This is a genomic window from Planktothrix rubescens CCAP 1459/22, assembly GCA_904830895.1.
Lineage (GTDB): Bacteria > Cyanobacteriota > Cyanobacteriia > Cyanobacteriales > Microcoleaceae > Planktothrix > Planktothrix agardhii.
This window is the reverse complement of the sequence record LR882958.1, coordinates 2,000,251-2,020,817: the sequence shown is the minus strand read 5'-3', so window position 1 is coordinate 2,020,817 and position 20,567 is coordinate 2,000,251. Positions and strand designations below refer to the sequence as shown.

Genomic DNA, 20,567 nt, shown 5'->3' with positions numbered 1-20,567 from the left:
ACTAATTGCTTTGGATTATAACATATTTATCAGTAATCAGTTGATTAATTAACAGTTAACTTTTTGTTCCTTTCCAATTTAATCACTCTTTAGTTGTTTACTCATTGATTAAAAATAATGATTTATTCTTATTTTAAAAATCCCAAACTATTTTCAATTTTGAAAAAATTTGTCCTGGGCATTAATACAGGTTTAATTGTATTTAGTTTGGGGGTAAATCTTGTTTTTGCTGCTGATCCATTTCGTAAAAATGAGCCTCGTCCGATTGGAAATCAAACGGAATCTGCTTTTAAATCCATGTTTGCCCAGGGGAATTATAAACAAGCCAAGGAATATTTAGAAAAAGCGCAATCTCAAGAAACCAATGAACCTTTAGTTTATGCTCTTTTAGCTTCTTTAGCTTATCAGGATCAGGATTTTACAGCCTTAAAAACCTATAGCGATAAAACCCTAGAATCCGCCAAGTTATTAAGTACAAAAGACCCTTTACGCGGTAATCTCTATGTGGCGGTCGGTTTATTTTTACAGGGAGGTCATACTTTAGTCAGCGAAGGCACACTCAAGGGCGCACCTAAAGCACTCAATAAATTACAAGAGGTGTTAAAGTTTTTAGATGTCGCTCAAAAAATCGATCCTCAAGATCCCGAACTCAATTTAATTCAAGGTTATATGGATTTATTATTATCCTTAAATCTTCCCTTTTCTGACTCAAAAAAAGCAATTAATCAATTAGAAAAACAAGCGGAACCTCGTTATTTAGTCTATCGAGGAATTGCTGTGGGCTATAAAAATTTAGGTCAGCCGGATCAAGCTTTAACTTATACTGATAAAGCTTTATTAGAAGCTCCCAACCATCCAGAAGTATTATATTTAAAGGCGCAAATCTTAGCCGACCAGGGGAAAAAATTGAAAACAGAAAATCAAACCACAACCCCGACCCAATTAAAAGAAGCCCAAAAATATTTTACTCAATCTTTGGGTCAATCTGATCGACTTCCTAAACGATTAGTGGCTCAAATTTTTTATGAACAATGCAAAAATTTGAACCGCATTGATAATCAAAGCCGTCCCTGTGATCCATTGCGAGATACAATTAAAAATGCTAATGGTCTTTGGGGGCCAACTGCGAATCAATTACCACCCTTATAGCTTTTAATTATGGAAGTTTTGTTTAGAGAATGTAATCCTTTTGATATTTGGATTTGGCTACAATTTCAAACCGTCCCCTCCCGCAGTGAACGGGATTATATTGAGGAAGTTTTTGATTCTTGGTTTTTATTAGGAAAAATGGGCGGATTTAATGCTGAAAATCTCCAGGTTCAGGACACAGGAATTGACCTAAATTATATGACTTATGATGATGCCATCGTGGATAATAGTATGATGGCATTGATGCACAATATGGGGGAAATAGAATATGAAGGAGTTTGGGCGCGGTGTTGGTTTGATTTAGGAACCAGTGATGCTTTTGCTCTTGATGTTTTAATTAACACCTTTCGTCAACTTAGTCAAGAATATGTCACCATTGAAAAAATTATTATTGGTGGTGAAAATGAAGATTGGCCGATTGAAAAAGACATTTATCAATCCAGTGTAGGCGATTATAATTAATCCTACTAGGTTTAAGGAAGGTAAGTCTAAACAGTCGGCTAAGTTCACTGATGAATAAAACTATTGATTTTAATTTAACTTCCGGCTTGACAAACATAGCCTAACAGATCTTGAGTTGCCTGACTTTGGGGAGAATAAGTAGTATCATATTGCAGGACATACCAAGTATTATTATTGCAGTTAGCTGCCGCCTGAAGGGTTTCATTACCGATGCTGTAAGTAAATCTGATTCCTTCTCGGGCTGACGAAATACTATCCGCATCAACATAAATTTCTTCTCCAGTCGATGCTTTTCCAATATACACCCAATTCTCAGCCATTGCTGGATAAACAGCAGCAATCAGGCTGACCATTCCACCCATTAGAACACCGACCATGGATTTCTTCACGATTCTTCCTCTATAGATGAGTTTCATTCCAGATTAGCCGAGAATTAGAGATTTTGGGATAAAACTTTACATAAAGTTAATCTTTTTATTATCAACTTGATAGGGGGTTAGACATCAATGTTTCGAGTTCTAACTTCTGTTTATCAATTAAATACAGTTGATCTAATTGTTTCCAAACCTCTTGTAATAAAGCATCTAAATCCATTCCAGCCACCGCAGAAATCATAAAAATAGGGCTTTGATTCAATTCTTGCAATTGAGCAGCGAGAGCTTGAATTTCTGGGCTTTCAGTATCGACTGCATCGACTTTATTAAAAGCTACAATTTGAGGGCGTTCTCCTAATCCTCTCCCATAAGCTTTTAATTCCTCTTGAATGGTATGATAATTGGCAATGGGGTCACTATCGGTAATATCAATTAAGTGTAATAAAACGCGAGTTCGTTCAATATGTCGCAGAAATTCATGACCTAACCCCGCCCCTAAATGGGCGCCTTCAATTAACCCAGGAATATCGGCAAAAACCGTACCGTCTCCCGTGGGTTTTCTGACGACTCCCAAGTTAGGAATTAAGGTGGTAAACGGATAATCAGCAATTTTAGGACGGGCGGCGGATAATGCGGAAATTAAGGTGGATTTTCCGGCATTAGGTAAACCAATAATTCCGACTTCTGCTAATAATTTTAATTCTAATCTTAACCGTCGATTTTCTCCTTCTAATCCGGGTAAAGCATATTCAGGAGCGCGATTACGGTTACTTAAAAAAAACTTATTTCCTAAACCTCCTTTACCTCCGGCTGCGACACAAAATTGTTGATTTTTTTCGATTAAATCTCCTAATATTTCATCGGTATTAGCGTCATAAACCACTGTTCCCAAGGGCACTTCAATTATACAATCTTCTCCCTGTGCTCCCGTCATATTTTTCGGGCCGCCTCGTTTACCATCATCGGCCTTAAATTTATGGTTATATCGAAAATCTAAGAGGGTTTGTAGGTTGTCAACCGCAATTAATATAACTGAACCTCCTTTCCCGCCATTCCCTCCGGCTGGGCCCCCAGCAGGAACATATTTTTCTCGTCGAAAAGCAACGACTCCATCGCCTCCTTTTCCGGCTTCGACTTCAACTTCAACCTGATCAATAAATTGCATTTTATTTAATTTGAAATGAGTAGGATCTTGGAACCTCCTATACCCCCTTTTTTCAAGGGGTTATAGGGATCTGATTGATTTTTAGCTCCGATTTGCTTGGAAATAATAATAAGTTGCCATCGGAACCACCGTCGCCACGATTAACAAGACCACTACTATAATTGTAGCACTCATATCGTCAGTTTCTTCAGCCGATTTAAAGGTGCTTTCAACACTAATATTATCTTGTTCTAGGGGCGGGCCAGGATCGGGTTCTCCTGATAAAACAGCAGAGATGCGATCGCTGGCTGCAATAAACGCCTCATTATATTTATCTCCTTTACGAAGGGGATATTTTAGGGTTTTTTCCACCACACTTTCAGCTATTTCATCGGTTAATAAAGATTTGGTTTTTTCTCCTGTTTGGATCGCCGCATTATTCGTTAGTAAATCTAAAGCCAACAAAGTTTGATTCGTCGCAACTTCAGGAGTCGGAAACCATTTTTGAAAGACTTTTTCGGTAAAAGTTTCAATGGTTTCTCCATAATCTAAACGGCGAATAGTTAAAAATCTAACTTCATATCCGGTTGTTTTTGCTAACTCAGATAAGCTATTATTTAAACGTCCTTCCGTACTACGGCTAAGAACGCCATCGAGTTCCACAACCCAAGTTTGCTCACCGGAAGATACAGTTGGAACTTGATAAACTCCCGTGGCTAAAGCCGGAGTTGCTGAAAATCCAAGAATCACCGTTAACAGGAGGGAAATTATGAATCCTGTTAATAAGTTCCCTCGATTTAATATTGTTTTAAGTTGTTGTATCATTGTCAGAATTGATCTTATGAGTGCAGGGTTTCCCTATACTAACTATACAAGACAATGGTTTTCCTTTGTCTGCTAACAATCAACAGTGAACTTTATCCCCTGTTATTATGCCAAGTTTGTTTGATGTTGAACATCTGAGGGTCGCCTATCCCCACTCCCGCAAGGCTCAAATTTGGGCCGTTGATGATGTCTGCTTTTCCCTACAACCCGGAGAACGTCTGGGACTTGTAGGGGAGTCCGGTTGCGGAAAATCCACCATTGGGCGGGCGGTGATGCGGTTGTTACCCACGACCAGCCAAATTGAAGGACAGGTGCGGTTTGAAGGACAACCCGTGTTTGGGATGGATGAAAAACGGTTGCAAAAGTTTCGGGGGGAGGCGGTGGCTTTGGTTTTTCAAGACCCCATGACTCGCCTTGACCCGTTGATGACCATTGGCGATCATTGTTTAGAAACCCTCAAAGCTCATCGTCCTCAATTATCTAATTCCCAAGCTAAAAATAAAGCATTAGAAGTATTAGAATCGGTAAAAATTCCCGCCAATCGCTGGTCACAATATCCCCATGAATTTAGTGGGGGAATGCGTCAAAGAGTAGCGATCGCTTTAGCTTTATTACTTGACCCTAAATTAATTGTAGCCGATGAACCTACCACCAGTTTAGATGTCACAGTTTCCGCTCAAATTTTACAGGAATTAACCCGACTTTGTGAACAACGGGGAACAGCTATTTTATTGATTTCCCATGATTTAGCCATGGTGGGGGAATATTGCGATCGGATTGCGGTAATGTATCAGGGAAAAATGGTGGAAATGGGAGCATCGGAAACGGTGTTTAAAAATCCCCAACATCCCTATACTCAATCTTTATTAAAGTCAGCTTTACATTTACAGGATATTGAAAATAAAGCAGTTAATCCTGGCTTAGAAACGAGTACATCTGCTACTAAACCCCTATTATCAATTAAGGATTTACAAAAATATTATACCCTAGAAGCTGGATTTATTCAACAACTTTTTTCCAAACAAAAAAAATCCGTGATTAAGGCTGTTGATGGGATTAATTTAGAATTATATCCTGGGGAAATATTGGGTTTAGTGGGAGAATCGGGTTGTGGAAAAAGTACCCTCTCTCGGACTATTTTACAACTAATTCGGGCAACAAATGGTAGTGTAGAATTTTTAGGAACAGATTTAACTAAATTATCCTCTGAACAGGTGCGAAAATATCGCCGTCAAATGCAAATGGTATTTCAAGATCCTAATGCTTGCTTAAATCCAATGATGACGGTGGGAGAAAGTATTGCTGATCCGCTTTTTATTCATAAATTAGCAACTCCAGAGGAGGCAAAAAACCAAGTTTTAGCGATGTTAGAAAGGGTGGGATTAACACCAGCAATTGAATATTATCAACGATATGGGGGGGAATTATCGGGGGGACAACAACAACGAGTAGCGATCGCTAGAGCTTTAATGACCCGTCCCCAATTATTAATTTGTGATGAACCCGTAAGTATGTTAGATGCGAGTATTCAAGCCCAAGTTTTAGATTTAATGTTAGAATTAAAACAAGAGTTTAATTTAACCTATTTGTTTATTACCCATGATTTATGGGTGGCTCGGTTTTTATCCGATCGGATTGCGGTTATGAACGGCGGTAAAATTGTTGAATTAGGAGAAACAGAATCAATATTTACTAATCCCCAACATCCCTATACCCAAACCCTATTATCCGCTATTCCTTCCCTCGCAAAAACAATATAATCATCATTCGTAGTGAACCCTTCAGGGTTCTATTATATCTTTATTAATCACCTCGTAGTGAACCCTTCAGGGTTCTATTATATCTTTCTTAATCACCTAAATTGTCATGAAAAAACTGGTTTTAATTGGTGGAGGACATAGCCATGCGATCGCCTTAAAACAATTGGGAATTAATCCCTTATCAAATGTTGAATTAACATTAATTACGGATGTAATTCAAACCCCATATTCAGGAATGTTACCCGGTTATATTGCGGGGTTTTATAGTTTTAATCAATGTCATATTAATTTACAGTCCTTAGCTCAATTTGCTCAAGCTAAACTTTATATTGATTCAGCAATAGGTTTAGATTTAGAAAAAAATCAGGTTATTTGTAAAAATAATACTCCTATTCCCTTTGATATTTTATCAATTGATATTGGTAGTATTCCAACAACCTTAACTATTCCTGGGGCGATAAAATATACTATTCCTGTTAAACCTATTTCTCAATTTTTGCAATATTGGGATCAATTAATTCAGAAAATCAAGCAAAATCCGCAAGAAAAAATTAGATTAGCCATTGTCGGTGGCGGTGCGGGAGGCGTTGAATTAGCCTTGAATATTCATAGCCATCTAACCCAAATTTATCAACAATTTAATCAACCTTTAAATCAGTTAGAATTACATCTGATTCATAGCGGTAATCGGCTATTATCTGAACGTCATCCCGATTTAAGTCGGAAAGTAAAAACTATTCTCGCAAATCGTAATATTAATGTACACTTAAATCAAACAGTAAGTAATATTGATCAGAATCAGGTTAAAATAATTAGCTGTACATCAGGACTAACCCTAGAATGCGATCGCATTTTTTTGGTAACACAAGCATCAGCATCTCCTTGGGTACAAAAAACAGGAATTTCAACGGATGAAAGGGGATTTATTCTAGTCAATAATTACTTACAATCTATTTCCCATCCCCAAGTTTTTGCCGCTGGAGATATCGCCACAATGGTTAATTATCCTCGACCCAAAGCGGGAGTTTTTGCTGTGCGTCAAGGTCAACCACTATTTGAAAATTTAAAAAGAAGTTCGCAAGAAAAACCTCTGAAATCTTTTATTCCTCAAAAGGAATTTTTAACTTTAATTGGGACAGGAGATCAAAAAGCGATCGCATCAAAAGGATGGTTTAATATTGGGCCTAATTCTTTATTTTGGCGATGGAAAGATTATATTGATCAAAAATTCATAAAACAATTTAAGGGGATAATCTCCAGTCTTTTAAAAATATAGCATACCAGATACTAAAGAACTTTTTGATTGAAACAAGCTAATGTAAATCGGTTTCCCAAATTCCGATATAAATGCGATCAGATTGTTGTCGCTCAACAATACCTTTGAGTGAATCAATTGCAAAAGAATAATCGTTATCTTTGCGGTTATAAACCATTTTTAAGCCAGCTTCTAGGGTGGAATTTAAGCGACAACCTGACATACTATTAAAAGTAATTAAAATAGTTTGTAATTCAACTTCTTGGGAAAATGCAGCTTCCGTTTGTCGCAATTTACCCGATTTTTCATCAAACAAAAAACCTAGACTAACGCGGTTAGGAATTAAATGATAAAAAACAGCTTGGGTATTCGGCCAATACCCAGTTTCTATTTTTGCGGGAGTCCCAAACATCTGAAAGACTTGATTTTTATCAATACCTGGCCTAAACCCAGGAATTCCGTAGCCTGATGGAATTTCATCGCATTGGTCAAGGTCTATTTTCTCAGGTTGTATAGGAGTAATTTTAGGGATAGAAAAATCGGGAATAATCGTAGCTATAATCTGTTTAATTTCTCTCGAAGAAAAACCGATTATGGATGGATAAAAACTTTTAGAAGTGAAAACAATAGGTAATAAACCTATTAAAAACAATTTAATAATAATAGTTTACCTCCGACTCGATAATTTGTTAATTTAAAACACTGATTTGATTGGAGTCAGTAATCACAATTTTATCAATTTTATTAGATTGTTGTTCGGGAATAACTCCTTTAATTACAATAGTTTTATTTTGTAGATTTAACCCACTTCCAGCATTAGGAATCTGATTCAAAATTTTTGGATTCAGGAAAACATAATAAATCTTTTGATCTTTTGATTGTAATGTTAACCGAGTTATTTGATTTTCTACTATGGTTAAACCATTAACAATTCCTATAATTTGATTAGATTTTGTTGTCAAAGACGATGAAATAGTAGAAGTTACTGGAGAACAGAAAAAGTTAACCGGATTTCGAGTGAAATCCGCACATTTTAATACTTCTTCTGCTCTCTGACTAATTTGAATAAAGGAGGAAAAATCCGGTTCTCCATCAACACCATAATTTGCTTTTTTCTGGATATTTACAGGAGCATTAACTAACGCTTGGGTAATCGCTTTTTGATCATTATTTGACAAATTAGGAGAAAGATATACCCCTGACCCTGGAATATTTCTACTCCTCTGAATCACCCTAAAATTAGGATCATTTTTAACCGCTTCATAGGATGTCGCACCGACATCGGCTTTCCCAGTTCTAACTAACTCTTGAATGACTTCCCCCCTATGTCCCATGGTTACCCGCAGAGATTTGCCAAATAAATCATAACTAGGCATATAAAAACTAGAAGCAGAGTTAAAATCTCCTAAAGCAATAACGGTGGTATTTTTGAAATCAGAAATAGACTGAATTGAACTATTTTTTTCAACAAATAATGCCGATTGATAATAGGGTGGAGACTGGGGAAACATTCGCGCTACCCAAATATATCCGTTATCTTTAGCGGCTACGGAAATCATCGGGGAAAGGGTAAAAGCTATATCCCATTTTTTAGTAGCCAGTTTGTTTTTTACCTCTTGATAAGATTCCCTAAGTTTGCTATCAATAGTAATGGTAATTTGATCACCAAACTGTTGTTTTAAATATTCAACTAATGGGGTATAATCATCTGACTTCACTAAAATTCCAATAGTTAGGGAATTTGTCTCTAAACGGTTTATTGGTTGTTTTTTTTCTGAAAATACTAATGGAATTAAACCCGTTTTAGGATTAACAAAAAGATAAACCATAATGCCAAATAAAGATAAACTCAAGATGGCACTTATGGTTAAAATTAAAGCCTGGTTAGTTTTAGGAGAACTCATTTTTTTTATTCTGGCGAGGATTGTTTTTCAATGATCGCTTGGCGAAATCCTAAAACCAGTAAAATATTAGCCAAGGTTAAAAAGACTTCTGCCCCGCCATGTAACCAATCAATATTAGCTAAAGATTCCTGATAAACTACTTTGGCATAAATTCCCGCCGGAATTGTTACCGCGACAAATACTAATGTTCCATAGAATCCCATTAAAGCTAAACGGGGCATTTGTCCAGAACGAGTTAAAAACCACAAAAACCCTAAATAGGGAAATAGAGAAATCGCAAATAAAGTATCTTTTGAAAACATTGTTTTTTAGAGGTTAGAGGGCATCAAATATTGTGTATAATCAAGCTAAACACCTTAATTTTTAACGGAATTTGCATTACGCCAAATCCACCAAGCCGCCACACAAAGGGTCGTATTTCCTACCACCGTCATCGTTGCTTGTAAGGTAACTAACCATTCTAAGGAGGCAGGATTATCAAAATAATGCCAGGTACAGGCACACATGGCGCTGACTAAAGATGGTAACATGGCGAAGGAAAGACCCCACCAAGCTCGATTTTGAGTCACTTCTCCATAAATCCAGATGAACCAAATCGCGACAATCCACTCAATCACACTCGAAATATGAATTACCCAGGTCGGAATAGATAAAGCGTGCATAATTTGACAATTGATAACAGAAAGTTAGTTAATATTTGAGTCTGATATTTATGTTAATTTAATTAGCGTACAATCTGATATTAATATTGGGAACTGGAGAAAGGGGAGGCCATGCAACGGGTAATTTGTAGTGGATATTATGGAAAGGGCAATGGCGGGGATGAGGCTTTGTTAGCATCGCTGTTACAAATGCTACCGCCTACGGTTGAACCAATTATCTTGTCGGGAAACCCCAGCCAAACCCAAAACCATTATCAGGTGGAAGCCTGCGACCGGATGAATGGGATGGAAGTTTTCAACGCCCTCTGTCGCGCCGATGCTTTAATTTGGGGCGGGGGGAGTCTGATCCAAGATGTGACCAGTGCCATCAGTCCTTTTTATTATGGCGCTTTGATGGGATTAGCGCAACGGATGGGACTCACAACTATTGCCTGGGCCCAGGGTATTGGCCCCTTGAACCGTTCTATTTCTCGATGGCTGGCAAAAAAAACCTTTTCGGGCTGTAGTGCCGTCAGCGTGCGTGATGTGGGTTCTGCAAGGTTATTATCTAAGTGGAATATTCCCTTTACCCTGGCCCCTGATCCGGTTTGGGCCTTGGAATCTCGACCCGTGGCCGGGTTGTGGGATTTACCCGCGCCACGAGTTGCCCTGACTTTGCGACCTCACCCCCAATTGACGCCGGAACGGTTATTATTAATTACTCAGGCATTAATATCTTTTCAAAAAGCTACCCAAACGTTTATTTTATTAATTCCGTTTCAGCCTATTCAGGATTTAGCGATCGCCCAAATTATACATCAAGCCCTACCCGAAAATAGTCAAATTCTAATATTAGATGATCCTCGACAATTAAAAGGAGTATTTCGAGGAGTTGAATTTTTGATTGGAATGCGATTTCATAGTTTAATTATGGCAGCAACAGAACAATGTCGCTGTTTTGCCTTGAGTTATGATCCTAAAGTTAGCCGTTTAATAGAAGAATTAGAATTACCCGGATGGGAAATTGATCAACTCCCAAAAGATCCTAACTTAATTAGTAAAATCTGGATTGATTGTTATGCTAATAATCAACCCTTTTCCCAGGGAAAAATCGAGTTTTTTGTGGATCGGGCAAAAGTTCATAAAGAACTATTATACTCCCAATTTCATTAAATCCTATTGTTCATTTTACAATCATTATTTATGGCCCGCGTCCGAGTTCGTCAGCACGTTAATCCCCTCAGTCAAAAATATCTAATTCCGGTAATTCCGCCTGACTGGTCAAAGATTTATACCAATTCTAACCAACCCATTCATTTAGATATTGGCTGCGCTAGAGGTCAATTTTTATGGGAATTTGCCCAATTAGAACCTCGATGGAATTATTTGGGATTAGAAATTAGAGAAAGCTTAGTTGAAGAAGCTAATATTATCCGAGATCAACTGGAATTAACGAATTTACATTATTTATTTTGTAATGCCAATACTTCAATTCAACCGATTTTAGCCTCCTTACCAACAGGATTATTAAAACGAGTTAGTATTCAATTTCCCGACCCTTGGTTTAAAAAACGCCATCAAAAACGCCGAGTTGTTCAACCGGAATTAGTTAATAATTTAGCCGATTATTTATTAGCAGGAACAGAAATTTTTATCCAGTCTGATATACGAGAAGTTGCATTAGAAATGTGCGATCGCTTTTCTGAACATCCCGCTTTTCATCGTACCCAAAATGACTGGTTAACGGAAAATCCCCTTCCCCTTTCCACAGAACGAGAACAATCAACTTTAGAACGAAATGAACCCGTTTATCGGGCTTTATTTATCAAGACATCTGATTAAAACAACAGAGGAGAAACATTCAGACTTGTAATTTTTGCCTGAATATTTCTCCTCCAATTCTCGATTTTAGACCCTAAATTATATTAATCTATAACTGATGATAACTATTTTTCAGGGGGGGAAATCGAGGTTTAAAATTTACAAAAAACAGAAAAACGAAAGTTGCCTTTAAATTTTGAAAAGTTTTTATTTGAAAAAAATTAAGCGCCAATAGCTTCTTCCACACCGGGTAAACGTTGGGCGGAATAACCGACACCTCGCACCGTTAAAATATATTCAGGATTGCGTTGATCTTCTTCAATTTTTGCTCGTAACCGCGCAACATGAACATCCACAACCCGCATATCCGCAATCCGTCGAGGCGTATATCCCCATAATTCCTTGAGAATTTCCGAACGAGAAACCGCACTCCCAGAACGTTTAACTAATAACTCCAAAAGATTGAATTCAATATAGGTTAAGGCAACCACTTTATCACCCTTATAAACCCTTCGTTTAACCGTATCAATCCGCACGGCTTCGAGTTGAATCATCTCTGGACTCAAACTATGGGATGGAGTCGTGTCTTTAAACCGTCTTAAAATCGCATGAATTCGAGCTTCTAATTCTTTAGGAGAAAACGGTTTAGTTAAATAATCGTCTGCTCCTAATTCTAAACCCGTAATTCGATCCGCCACATCCCCTAATGCAGTTAACATAATAATCGGAATATCCGATTTTGTGCGAAGTTCTTGACACACGCCATAACCATTTAATTTCGGCATCATTACATCCAAAACCAAAAGATCAGGACTTTCTTTTTCAAACATTTCCAGCGCTTCTAAACCATCAGCGGCAACGACCACATTGTAGCCCACCATCGAAAGACGAGTTTTTAATATCCGTCTAATCGCAGACTCATCATCGGCAACTAGAATTTTTTCGCCGTTGCGTTTTTCATCAAATTGTGTTTGTAAACTCATATCTGGTTTTATAATAGATGGATCAGCCGTTAATCGAGCAAGGCAAAAGCAAATCACATCAATGCTTACAGGTTCTCAGGACTGCTTCAACCCACAAATTCCGACAACCTGCACAATGACATGATGGGACGGAAATTCACTTGTTTTTGGGGTGGGTGATTCAGTCTGATGCTTAGATTGCTGCCTATTTATGATAACATAGGTTTTCAATTTGTTATCAAACTTAACATATCCACAATCTACTGTAATATTCAGTTGTATGGGTTAATATTTTTAAACAAAACATTAATAATGTTATCATGGCAGATTAGTAACCACTACAACAGTGAAACCAATGTTAGAAAATCACGAAGGTCAACGGGTTCCCAATGTAGCCTTTAGAACGCGGAAAAATAATGAATGGGTTCATGTAACAACCGATGAGTTATTTTCACAGAAAACCGTCATTGTCTTTGAGTTACCCGGTGCATTTACTCCTACTTGTTCGAGTAGTCATGTTCCGGGTTATAACGATTTAGCACCCGTATTTAAGGAAAATGGAGTTGATGATATTATTTGTATTTCTGTGAATGATGCTTTTGTGATGAATGAATGGGCAAAAGATCAAGAAGCAGATAATCTTACCTTAATTCCCGATGGGAATGGAGAGTTTACAGAAAAGATGGGAATGTTAGTTGATAAAACCGATTTGGGATTTGGTAAACGTTCCTGGCGTTATTCCATGTTAGTCAAAGATGGGATCATCGAAAAAATGTTTATTGAGCCGGAAGTTGCTGGCGATCCATTTGAAGTTTCCGATGCAGAAACTATACTCAAATATATTAATCCTAATGCGGTCAAACTCCCTTTAGTTTCGCTGTTTACAAAAGTAGGTTGTCCCTACTGCGCCCGTGCTAAAGCCCTATTAAAAGAGCGAGGAATTGCTTTTGAAGAAATTGTTTTAGGGAAAGAAATTACAACCAAAAGTTTGCAAGCAGTCACCGGAGGTACCACAGTTCCTCAAGTTTTTATTGATGGAAAACTAATTGGTGGTTCTGAGGATTTAGCCAAGCATTTTGGAGTCTAATAATTCCTTTTTAATAGTTCAGGGAATTAACCACCACTAACCGGAGGAATTAAAACAATTTCATCTTTATCCTGTATTTCAGTATCAGGATTAACGAATTCTAGGTTAATTCCAAACCTGGTGACATTTCGCCATTTTTCTAGTTCTGGGTGTTCTTGAATTAACCGATCTAAAATTGCAGAAATGGGAGTTTTTGGTGGAAAATTCAATACTAATTCTGGAACTTTGTAGGCTTCTTGAAAGACTGCAAATAGTTTCACCGTAACTGTGATTGACATAATTCGTAATTACCCATTACCCATTACCCATTAGCCATTACCCATTTTAGAAAAAAACCTACCCCGTATCATAACAGGATAGGAAGAAATATCGCTGAGAAGTTACGTTTAACTTTTATTTAAAAAGCGTTGAACTTGTCCAATGGCGATCGCACCAATATTAAAAAAAACCCAACCCAATGCTGCAATTAGGGGTAATAGAACAATCAAAATGCGAAAATCGAAATCCATAGATTCTCCTTCTAAAGTTTTTTAAACATCTTTCATCTTTTTGTTTTGATTCCAACTATTCTGGTAATCAAGAGAGGACTGAGGCTGTTTTGCCAGTTCTGTTAACCCCATTTTATCAGATTACGAGGATCAGTAGAATGAGAACCCGATCCCAGAATATAAAGTTTTGTTACAATCCTTGAGTTAAAATACTTATAAGTAGTTGCACAAAATAAATTACCTAGTTGAGAGAGGGAACATCCCCCCAAACCCCCCGTGCACAGGGGGCTAGGGGGGGAGGGAACAGGGTAGCTGAAGGAGTTCTATATGTGGTGGATGAAGTCCGCGAGTCTGCCGACGGCAAATCCTACGCCGCATACGGCAAAATTCGGCGTCTGATTCAATAGCATGGGCAGTTTGTATTTCACCCCTAACCTCATCCTTACACCCATTACCCATTACCCATTACCCATTAAATGGTCTAAGCTCTAATCTGTTAGGTCATCTGGCAAGAATTAGGGTAGAATAGGGATTTCCAACAGATCAGCATAACCTGGTTAAATCAGATTCAGTCTGATAGAATCTGAAAAATTCAAGAACCACAGACAACCTCACAACAATCAAGTGAGTGAATAATATTCGGCGGATAACTTGTCCGTGGGAGCCTGTGGACTGGATTGTGCCAACACTTCCACCCCTGAAGTCGGAACAAAACCAACATCAAAAAAATCCCAGATTTTAATTGATGGTTGTAGGTTTGGTGAAAGTGCTTGCTAGAATATCAAAATTAGACCCGTGTGAGGAGCAAATAGAGTGTCGAAAATACTACTGAAAGCATGGCTACTCAGTCCTGCCGTCTTAGGAGCTAGTTTATTAGCCCCGATGACAGCATTAGCAGAGTTACCCGTGACTAAGGCCGGGCCCACTGCGATTGCAGCGGCAACCGAAGTATCTGCCCCGGCAGAAACCCCTTTGGAACCCATCCAAACTGAGTTAAAAATCAGTGAGCAAGTCTCTGTGAATCCTTTGGACATTTTGACCCTCACCCCACCGCAACAGTTAGCTCAGGTTCCCGTGAATCCCCATGCTGGAGCAGGGAACAGTAGAGGCATCGAAACTCCCGCTAACAGCGAGATTCCCCTAGCTGATCTCGATGCTGCACCTCAAGGCGATGCGGCCAATAACGCCGAGGTGATGCAACAGCTTAATGAATATGGCCGTGAAGGTCGGGGCAACAAGCGTCAAGCTCAAGTTACCTCCGTCTCCCAACTGTCCGACGTTCAACCGACGGACTGGGCGTTCCAAGCTCTACAATCCTTAGTAGAACGCTATGGGTGTATTGCAGGATATCCCGATGGAACTTTCAAAGGGAATCGTGCTTTAACCCGTTTTGAATTCGCTGCTGGGGTGAATGCCTGTTTAGAGCGGATTAATGAACTGATTGCTGCCTCAACCAAAGATTTAGTCACCCGTGAGGATTTGGCGCAACTGCAACGCCTCATGGAAGAATTTGCAGCCGAATTAGCCAGTCTGCGCGGAAGAATTACGGTATTAGAAGCCCGCGCCGGAGAACTGGAAGCCAATCAATTCTCTACCACTACTAAACTACGGGGAGAAGTGGTGTTCTGGCCAGGAGATGCCCTTGGAGATCGGGCGTCTTATAATGTGGTCGGTCAGTTTGCCGATACGAGCGATGACCCCGCCGAAGCCTATTTTGGCTACCGCGCTCGTTTAAACTTTGATACCAGTTTCACGGGCCAAGATTTACTCAGAACCCGTTTACAAGCCCAATCCATACCGGATTTGAGTGCTTTTGATGTCACCAATACCCTAATGTCTCGGACGGGCATTGATGGTCAGCCTGGCAACGTGACTCTGGATAACCTCACCTACCGTTACCCCTTCTCCCAAGGAAAAGGGTTAGTCTGGGTTGGTGCAAAAGGTTTAGCCTTGGATGATATTCAAGATGTTCTGACTCCCTTTGGTGATGATGCCGCTGGTTCGATTTCCCGCTTTGGACGGTTTAACCCGACGACATTCCAAGGGCCTTCTGGTACGGGCTTAGGTGTGGAATATGCCTTTAGTCACGCTTTTAAAGCTAACCTGGGTTATATGGCCGATGATGGTTTTGCTTCTCAAGCCAGCCAGGGTACAGGTATGTTCAATGGTACCTATGGTGCTATGGCTCAATTAGTCTTTGCGCCAACTGATAACCTGGCTTTTTCCTTGGATTATAACCACCGTTACTTCAGTAACGATAACGTATACGTTTCCGGTGGTACAGGCAGTTGGGGTGCTAATAAACCCTTCGGTGAAAACGCCACAACCACAGATAACCTGGGCGTACAAATGAACTGGAAAGTGGCCAGCCATTTCTCCATCGGCGGTTGGTTTGGGAGTACCTGGGCTGATCAAAAACGCGGAGGAAACGGCAGCGCCACCATTATTAACTGGGCTGCGGTGTTAGGATTCCCCGATTTACTCCGAGAAGGAGATACTGGGGGTTTAATTGTGGGGATGCCTCCGAAAGTCACCAGTCATTCTATTAGTGGTTTGGAAGACAGAGACACCTCTATTCATATTGAAGGTTTCTATCGCTTACCCCTCAGCGAGTACATCGCTGTGACACCGGGTTTCTACGTCGTCACCAATCCTGATCATAATAGCAACAACAACACGATTGTTGTGGGAACATTGCGGACAACTTTCCGCTTCTAATTCCCTTTTAATATTTATTGAATCAACCAGTTTCTTTGAGAGGCTGGTTTTTTTATGACTTCAAGATTGGGGTTTTGATCCGGTATTCCGAACGTTAATTAATTTGTTGAGAAGATCAAACCAAAAGGAAGAACCCATGGAAATTGCGATCGCAGTTAATCCCCAGCCCATGATAACTTTAAATAGTTGAATAACAATATTTTCCCCTGAATTAAACTGTTGATTTAAGTTAGATTGATCCCATCCTAAAGGCAAGGAAGAAAAGTCAAATAAATAAGAATAGAGAAAATTTTCGGTTAAATCTTGACAATTTTTTGTCAAGTCAGCATCTGAGTTTAAACAGTTATTCAAAGGAGAATTAAGATTGTTAGTTAGGATAATATCAATACTTTGACTGAGATTTTCCTGTAAAACAGGTTCTTGAAAAAGACGATTAGTAATATTTAATGTATCGGCATTTAATCCCATGGCGACTAGGAATCCAATGGTAAGTGTAATCATTTTTACTTGCCGTTTATAGACTCCCGATGCCCGGTTCATAGACTGTTGAAACCAATCGCTGATCGCTGTTTCTAAGGATTCAAAATTAGCAGTATCTCCGGCTTGATTTTTGGTTTTTATGGCTAAAATTTTGAATAGTTTAATTTGATCTGGATCAAAAAACTGTTTGATCTCCTCTGAGTTAATCGCTAGAATAAAATCATCAATGGTTAAACTATTGATTTCGGGTTGAACTCCAGACTTTTCTATAATTACACTAATTAATGCTAAAGCAAAGGTTGAATTAGGAATATAAGATGGCCCAACAGAATTTTTATTCACCCGTTGTTTATAATCTTTCCAAGATTTAATTAAAGGGTATTGGTACAGAAGTTCTGTTGCTGAATCTCCTAAAATAAATTGAATAGAACGATATAAATTTTTGGCTCTCCAATCAAAAATAGAACTGGCTAAAAATTCTTGTATTTCTGATATTAATAAACTCAGAAGTAAATAAATAAAAAATAAGCCGATGGCGACATTAAGGGTTGAGGGAATATTCATATTTGGTTAAAAGTGGGGAGAAATAAGGGAAAGAAAGCCCTGAAGGGCTTACTACAATTTTAGGATTATTGTATGATATCAATTAAAATTAACATGGTTTTAAGGATATTGAATTATGCTTCAGTCTAAAAAATTACCTCGTTTAGCGATAACATTAGGCGATCCATCAGGCATCGGGCCAGAAGTAATATTAAAAGTTTTAGCTGATCCAGCACTGCATCAACAGTGTGATCTAACTATAGTGGGAAGCGATCGCATTTTACAAGCAACCTATCAGCAATTACAAAATCAGGGATTTCAGGCGGCAAAACCTAATCAGTTACGGGTGATTGATTTAGAGCCTGATCCGAGTTTACCCCCATTAGAAATCGGGGTCGGAAATCAAACCAGTGGGGCGGTCAGTTTTCAATATTTAGATACAGCTATTACCAGAACTTTACAAGGAGAATTTGATGGAATTATCACCGGGCCAATCGCTAAAAATCTCTGGAATTTAGCGGGTTATAATTATCCCGGACAAACGGAATTTTTAGCAGAAAAAGCCAAGGTTAAACGCTTTGGAATGCTATTTGTTGCCCGCTCTCCCTATACAGGCTGGACATTAAGAACTCTATTAGCTACGACCCATATTCCCCTAACGCAAATTTCCCAAACCTTAAACCCGGAATTAATGAGTTTAAAATTAGAGTTATTGGTCGATTGTTTACGCCATGAATTTGGATTAGAAAATCCTAGAATTGCCGTAGCCGGATTAAATCCCCATAGCGGAGAAAATGGGCAGTTAGGAACAGAAGAAAAAGACTGGTTAATTCCTTGGTTAAATCAACAACGCGATCGCTATCCCTATATTCAATTAGACGGCCCCATTCCCCCTGATACAATGTGGGTTAAGCCCGGTCAAGCCTGGTTTAATTTAGGAAAAAATGCCCATGATGCCTACATCGCATTGTATCATGATCAAGGGTTAATTCCGGTTAAATTAATGGCATTTGATCGGGCAGTCAATACTACAATTGGTTTACCCTTTATTAGAACTTCTCCCGATCATGGCACAGCCTTTGATATTGCGGGAAAAGGAATAGCTGATGGGTCAAGTATGAAAGCAGCTATTGATTTGGGCATAGAATTAGTAAATAATCGTATTAATCCTTAATTCCGATGTCAACCTCAACTTCTAAACCGTCTATTCTTTGGTTTCAGTTAATCGGATTAGCCTTAGTTCAAGGCGCAATTAGCTTAACTTGGTTACTGTATAGATTATATGTTCCTCAACTCTTAACAACTTTTGGATTTCCCGGTTTATTCCCAACTATTTTAGTAATTGAAAATGCGTTAGGGGTAATTATTGAACCGATAGCAGGAAATTTCTCAGACCGTCAACGGCGATGGCTGGGAACTCGTTTTCCCTTAATTAGTTTAGGAGTAATTTTAGCCTCAGCTTTATTTATTGCCATTCCCGCCTTTTATATTTTTGGTCAATCTCTTAATTCCTTACATTGGATATTCCCAATTCTATTGATTTTATGGGCCGTTGCCATGGCGCTTTTTAGAAGTCCAGTTACGGCTTTATTAGGTCAATATGCTGCACAAACAAAACTCCCCCAAGCCATGAGTATTTTAGTTGTTATGGGGGGTATTGTCGGGGCAATTCGTCCTATTTCTAGTCAGTTTATTCTCAGTTTAGGATCGGGAATTACCTTTACTATTGGGTCTTTAGTTTTATTGGGTTCTGTGGGTATTTTAAGATATTTTAATCCTGATTTGAGCGTTATTCCTCAGTCAGAAGAACCGACTCAAAAATTATATTTCAGAAACTTAGTTTTTGTGGCATTATTAGGGTTATTTGTAGCATTAGGATCTCGATTAATCTTAGGGGAAGTTTTTCCTCAAGTGATCAAAAATTATGGTGGCAATACCCAATTAATTATGTTTTCTGGGTTAGTTTTATTAGCATTTACTTCCATTCCTGCGGGATTGTTTGCTGTTAAAATTGGCAATAATAAAGCAACATTACTTGGATTAATAACAACAGCTATTTTATTATTATTCTCGTCTTTTGTTGTGAATAAAATTATAATTATTCTGGTTAGTTTATTAATGATTGCCAGCTATAGTTTAGTCGCCAATGGAATTGTCCCCATTGCCTTTTCTTTATTTCCATCCCAGAAGAGCGGTTTAGGAATAGGAGTATATTTTGGGGCGTTTTCTTTGGCGATGAGTGGATATGATTTCATCATCAAACAATTGGGAACTGTTGACCTTATAATCAATTATCGCTTGGGGATGATGGCATTTTTAATTACAACTTTTTTGGTATTATTTTTGCCGAAATTAACAATTCCCAAAATAACTGAATAAAGACAATTCTGATCTATTCTAAAATAAACCTTAACCGATGTCTAAATTAATAATATCCTCAGAACAGATTAAAGCTATTTCTACCCACGCCGAACAAACCTATCCCCAGGAATGTTGCGGTTTATTAATGGGCGAAATTAACGAAAATTATGATAAAATAATTGTAGATATTATTCCGACAGAAAACGTTTGGAATTCTGAAACAGCCAAAACCTTTGAGGAAGTAGAAACTACTAATAAACCCGTTACCTCAGAACGTAGGTTTACCATTTCTCCTCAACAAATGATTCAAGCTCAAAAACAAGGTCGCGATCGCAATTTAATCATAATCGGAATTTATCATTCCCATCCCGATCATCCCGCCATTCCCTCAGAATTTGATCGAGTTTGTGCGTGGTCAGACTATTCTTATATTATTATTTCCGTCGAAAAAGGAAAAACCACCGACCTGCAAAACTGGAGTTTAGATCAGCATCATCAGTTTCAATCCGAACCCTTAATCACACATTAACCGATCTTCCCCATCCTCAGCTATAATCTATAGTTTTGATGACCCAAATCCCTAACTGGGACGG

At 38.5% G+C, this 20,567-nt stretch carries 22 protein-coding genes; 11 read left to right on the top strand and 11 right to left on the bottom strand.

Going from position 1 to position 20,567, the window contains the following annotated elements:
- The first annotated feature begins 117 nt into the window (after positions 1-117).
- Complete coding sequence (locus NMG86_RS09470; RefSeq protein WP_026797512.1) at positions 118-1,149, top strand: Sll0314/Alr1548 family TPR repeat-containing protein; 1,032 nt, start codon at positions 118-120, stop codon at positions 1,147-1,149.
- A gap of 9 nt (positions 1,150-1,158) precedes the next feature.
- The gene (locus NMG86_RS09465; protein ID WP_026787182.1) at positions 1,159-1,611 is read left to right on the top strand and encodes a DUF3531 family protein; all 453 of its coding nucleotides are present in this window, start codon (positions 1,159-1,161) and stop codon (positions 1,609-1,611) included.
- A gap of 74 nt (positions 1,612-1,685) precedes the next feature.
- On the opposite strand, the gene NMG86_RS09460 is transcribed toward NMG86_RS09465, so the two are convergent.
- The 3 genes from NMG86_RS09460 to psb32 form a co-directional block, all read right to left on the bottom strand.
- Positions 1,686-2,027 (bottom strand): hypothetical protein, encoded by a 342-nt coding sequence (locus NMG86_RS09460; protein ID WP_237747799.1) that lies wholly within the window; start codon positions 2,025-2,027, stop codon positions 1,686-1,688.
- 64 nt (positions 2,028-2,091) lie between these two features.
- On the bottom strand, positions 2,092-3,150 hold the full coding sequence (gene obgE, locus NMG86_RS09455) for a GTPase ObgE (protein ID WP_026787183.1): 1,059 nt from the start codon (positions 3,148-3,150) through the stop codon (positions 2,092-2,094).
- An 81-nt stretch (positions 3,151-3,231) separates the two neighbouring features.
- Complete coding sequence (gene psb32, locus NMG86_RS09450) at positions 3,232-3,954, bottom strand: photosystem II repair protein Psb32 (protein WP_026787184.1); 723 nt, start codon at positions 3,952-3,954, stop codon at positions 3,232-3,234.
- Positions 3,955-4,061: 107 nt separating this feature from the next.
- On the opposite strand from psb32, the gene NMG86_RS09445 reads away from it, so the two are divergent.
- Both NMG86_RS09445 and NMG86_RS09440 read left to right on the top strand, forming a co-directional pair.
- On the top strand, positions 4,062-5,714 hold the full coding sequence (locus NMG86_RS09445) for an ABC transporter ATP-binding protein (RefSeq protein WP_026797511.1): 1,653 nt from the start codon (positions 4,062-4,064) through the stop codon (positions 5,712-5,714).
- Positions 5,715-5,820: 106 nt separating this feature from the next.
- Entirely contained in the window at positions 5,821-6,990 is a 1,170-nt protein-coding gene (locus NMG86_RS09440; protein ID WP_043938744.1) for an FAD-dependent oxidoreductase, read from the top strand.
- 37 nt (positions 6,991-7,027) lie between these two features.
- On the opposite strand, the gene NMG86_RS09435 is transcribed toward NMG86_RS09440, so the two are convergent.
- From NMG86_RS09435 to NMG86_RS09420, 4 genes are read right to left on the bottom strand one after another with little or no spacing between them, the layout of a single operon-like run.
- Positions 7,028-7,621, bottom strand: coding sequence for a hypothetical protein (locus tag NMG86_RS09435; protein ID WP_237747602.1), 594 nt, complete (start codon positions 7,619-7,621; stop codon positions 7,028-7,030).
- 37 nt (positions 7,622-7,658) lie between these two features.
- The gene (locus NMG86_RS09430) at positions 7,659-8,873 is read right to left on the bottom strand and encodes a phosphate/phosphite/phosphonate ABC transporter substrate-binding protein (RefSeq protein WP_052338682.1); all 1,215 of its coding nucleotides are present in this window, start codon (positions 8,871-8,873) and stop codon (positions 7,659-7,661) included.
- Between the two features lie 5 nt (positions 8,874-8,878).
- Positions 8,879-9,175, bottom strand: a complete 297-nt coding sequence (locus tag NMG86_RS09425; protein ID WP_026787188.1) for a DUF3593 domain-containing protein — start codon at positions 9,173-9,175, stop codon at positions 8,879-8,881.
- A 54-nt stretch (positions 9,176-9,229) separates the two neighbouring features.
- Positions 9,230-9,535, bottom strand: coding sequence for a DUF2499 domain-containing protein (locus NMG86_RS09420; RefSeq protein WP_026787189.1), 306 nt, complete (start codon positions 9,533-9,535; stop codon positions 9,230-9,232).
- Between the two features lie 111 nt (positions 9,536-9,646).
- Here NMG86_RS09420 and csaB point away from each other — a divergent pair, with 111 nt between their 5' ends.
- Both csaB and trmB read left to right on the top strand, forming a co-directional pair.
- Complete coding sequence (gene csaB, locus NMG86_RS09415; protein ID WP_026797509.1) at positions 9,647-10,687, top strand: polysaccharide pyruvyl transferase CsaB; 1,041 nt, start codon at positions 9,647-9,649, stop codon at positions 10,685-10,687.
- Between the two features lie 30 nt (positions 10,688-10,717).
- Positions 10,718-11,356, top strand: coding sequence for a tRNA (guanosine(46)-N7)-methyltransferase TrmB (gene trmB, locus NMG86_RS09410; RefSeq protein WP_026787191.1), 639 nt, complete (start codon positions 10,718-10,720; stop codon positions 11,354-11,356).
- Between the two features lie 200 nt (positions 11,357-11,556).
- On the opposite strand, the gene rpaB is transcribed toward trmB, so the two are convergent.
- Positions 11,557-12,318 carry a response regulator transcription factor RpaB gene (gene rpaB / locus NMG86_RS09405; RefSeq protein WP_026787192.1) on the bottom strand — a complete coding sequence of 254 codons (762 nt, stop codon included), beginning with the start codon at positions 12,316-12,318 and terminating at the stop codon, positions 11,557-11,559.
- 334 nt (positions 12,319-12,652) lie between these two features.
- Between rpaB and NMG86_RS09400 the strand changes: the two genes are divergently transcribed.
- Positions 12,653-13,384, top strand: a complete 732-nt coding sequence (locus NMG86_RS09400; RefSeq protein WP_026787193.1) for a glutathione peroxidase — start codon at positions 12,653-12,655, stop codon at positions 13,382-13,384.
- A gap of 26 nt (positions 13,385-13,410) precedes the next feature.
- Here NMG86_RS09400 and NMG86_RS09395 read toward each other — a convergent pair whose 3' ends face one another.
- Entirely contained in the window at positions 13,411-13,662 is a 252-nt protein-coding gene (locus NMG86_RS09395; RefSeq protein WP_026793659.1) for a MoaD/ThiS family protein, read from the bottom strand.
- Between the two features lie 108 nt (positions 13,663-13,770).
- Positions 13,771-13,893, bottom strand: coding sequence for a photosystem II protein Y (locus NMG86_RS09390; protein WP_026787195.1), 123 nt, complete (start codon positions 13,891-13,893; stop codon positions 13,771-13,773).
- 792 nt (positions 13,894-14,685) lie between these two features.
- Here NMG86_RS09390 and NMG86_RS09385 point away from each other — a divergent pair.
- Positions 14,686-16,590 carry an iron uptake porin gene (locus tag NMG86_RS09385; protein WP_026797508.1) on the top strand — a complete coding sequence of 635 codons (1,905 nt, stop codon included), beginning with the start codon at positions 14,686-14,688 and terminating at the stop codon, positions 16,588-16,590.
- A gap of 60 nt (positions 16,591-16,650) precedes the next feature.
- Here the strand turns inward: NMG86_RS09385 and NMG86_RS09380 are convergent, their stop codons facing one another.
- The gene (locus NMG86_RS09380; protein ID WP_026797507.1) at positions 16,651-17,634 is read right to left on the bottom strand and encodes a hypothetical protein; all 984 of its coding nucleotides are present in this window, start codon (positions 17,632-17,634) and stop codon (positions 16,651-16,653) included.
- Positions 17,635-17,749: 115 nt separating this feature from the next.
- Between NMG86_RS09380 and pdxA the strand changes: the two genes are divergently transcribed.
- Genes pdxA through NMG86_RS09365 form a run of 3 tightly spaced genes read left to right on the top strand, consistent with a single transcriptional unit; the run spans position 17,750 to position 20,503 of the window.
- Positions 17,750-18,787, top strand: a complete 1,038-nt coding sequence (gene pdxA, locus NMG86_RS09375) for a 4-hydroxythreonine-4-phosphate dehydrogenase PdxA (RefSeq protein WP_036831508.1) — start codon at positions 17,750-17,752, stop codon at positions 18,785-18,787.
- Positions 18,788-18,792: 5 nt separating this feature from the next.
- A complete protein-coding gene (locus tag NMG86_RS09370) occupies positions 18,793-19,992 on the top strand; it encodes an MFS transporter (RefSeq protein WP_026797506.1) in 1,200 nt (399 codons plus the stop codon).
- A gap of 37 nt (positions 19,993-20,029) precedes the next feature.
- Entirely contained in the window at positions 20,030-20,503 is a 474-nt protein-coding gene (locus NMG86_RS09365) for a M67 family metallopeptidase (RefSeq protein ID WP_026793654.1), read from the top strand.
- Positions 20,504-20,567 lie beyond the last annotated feature (64 nt).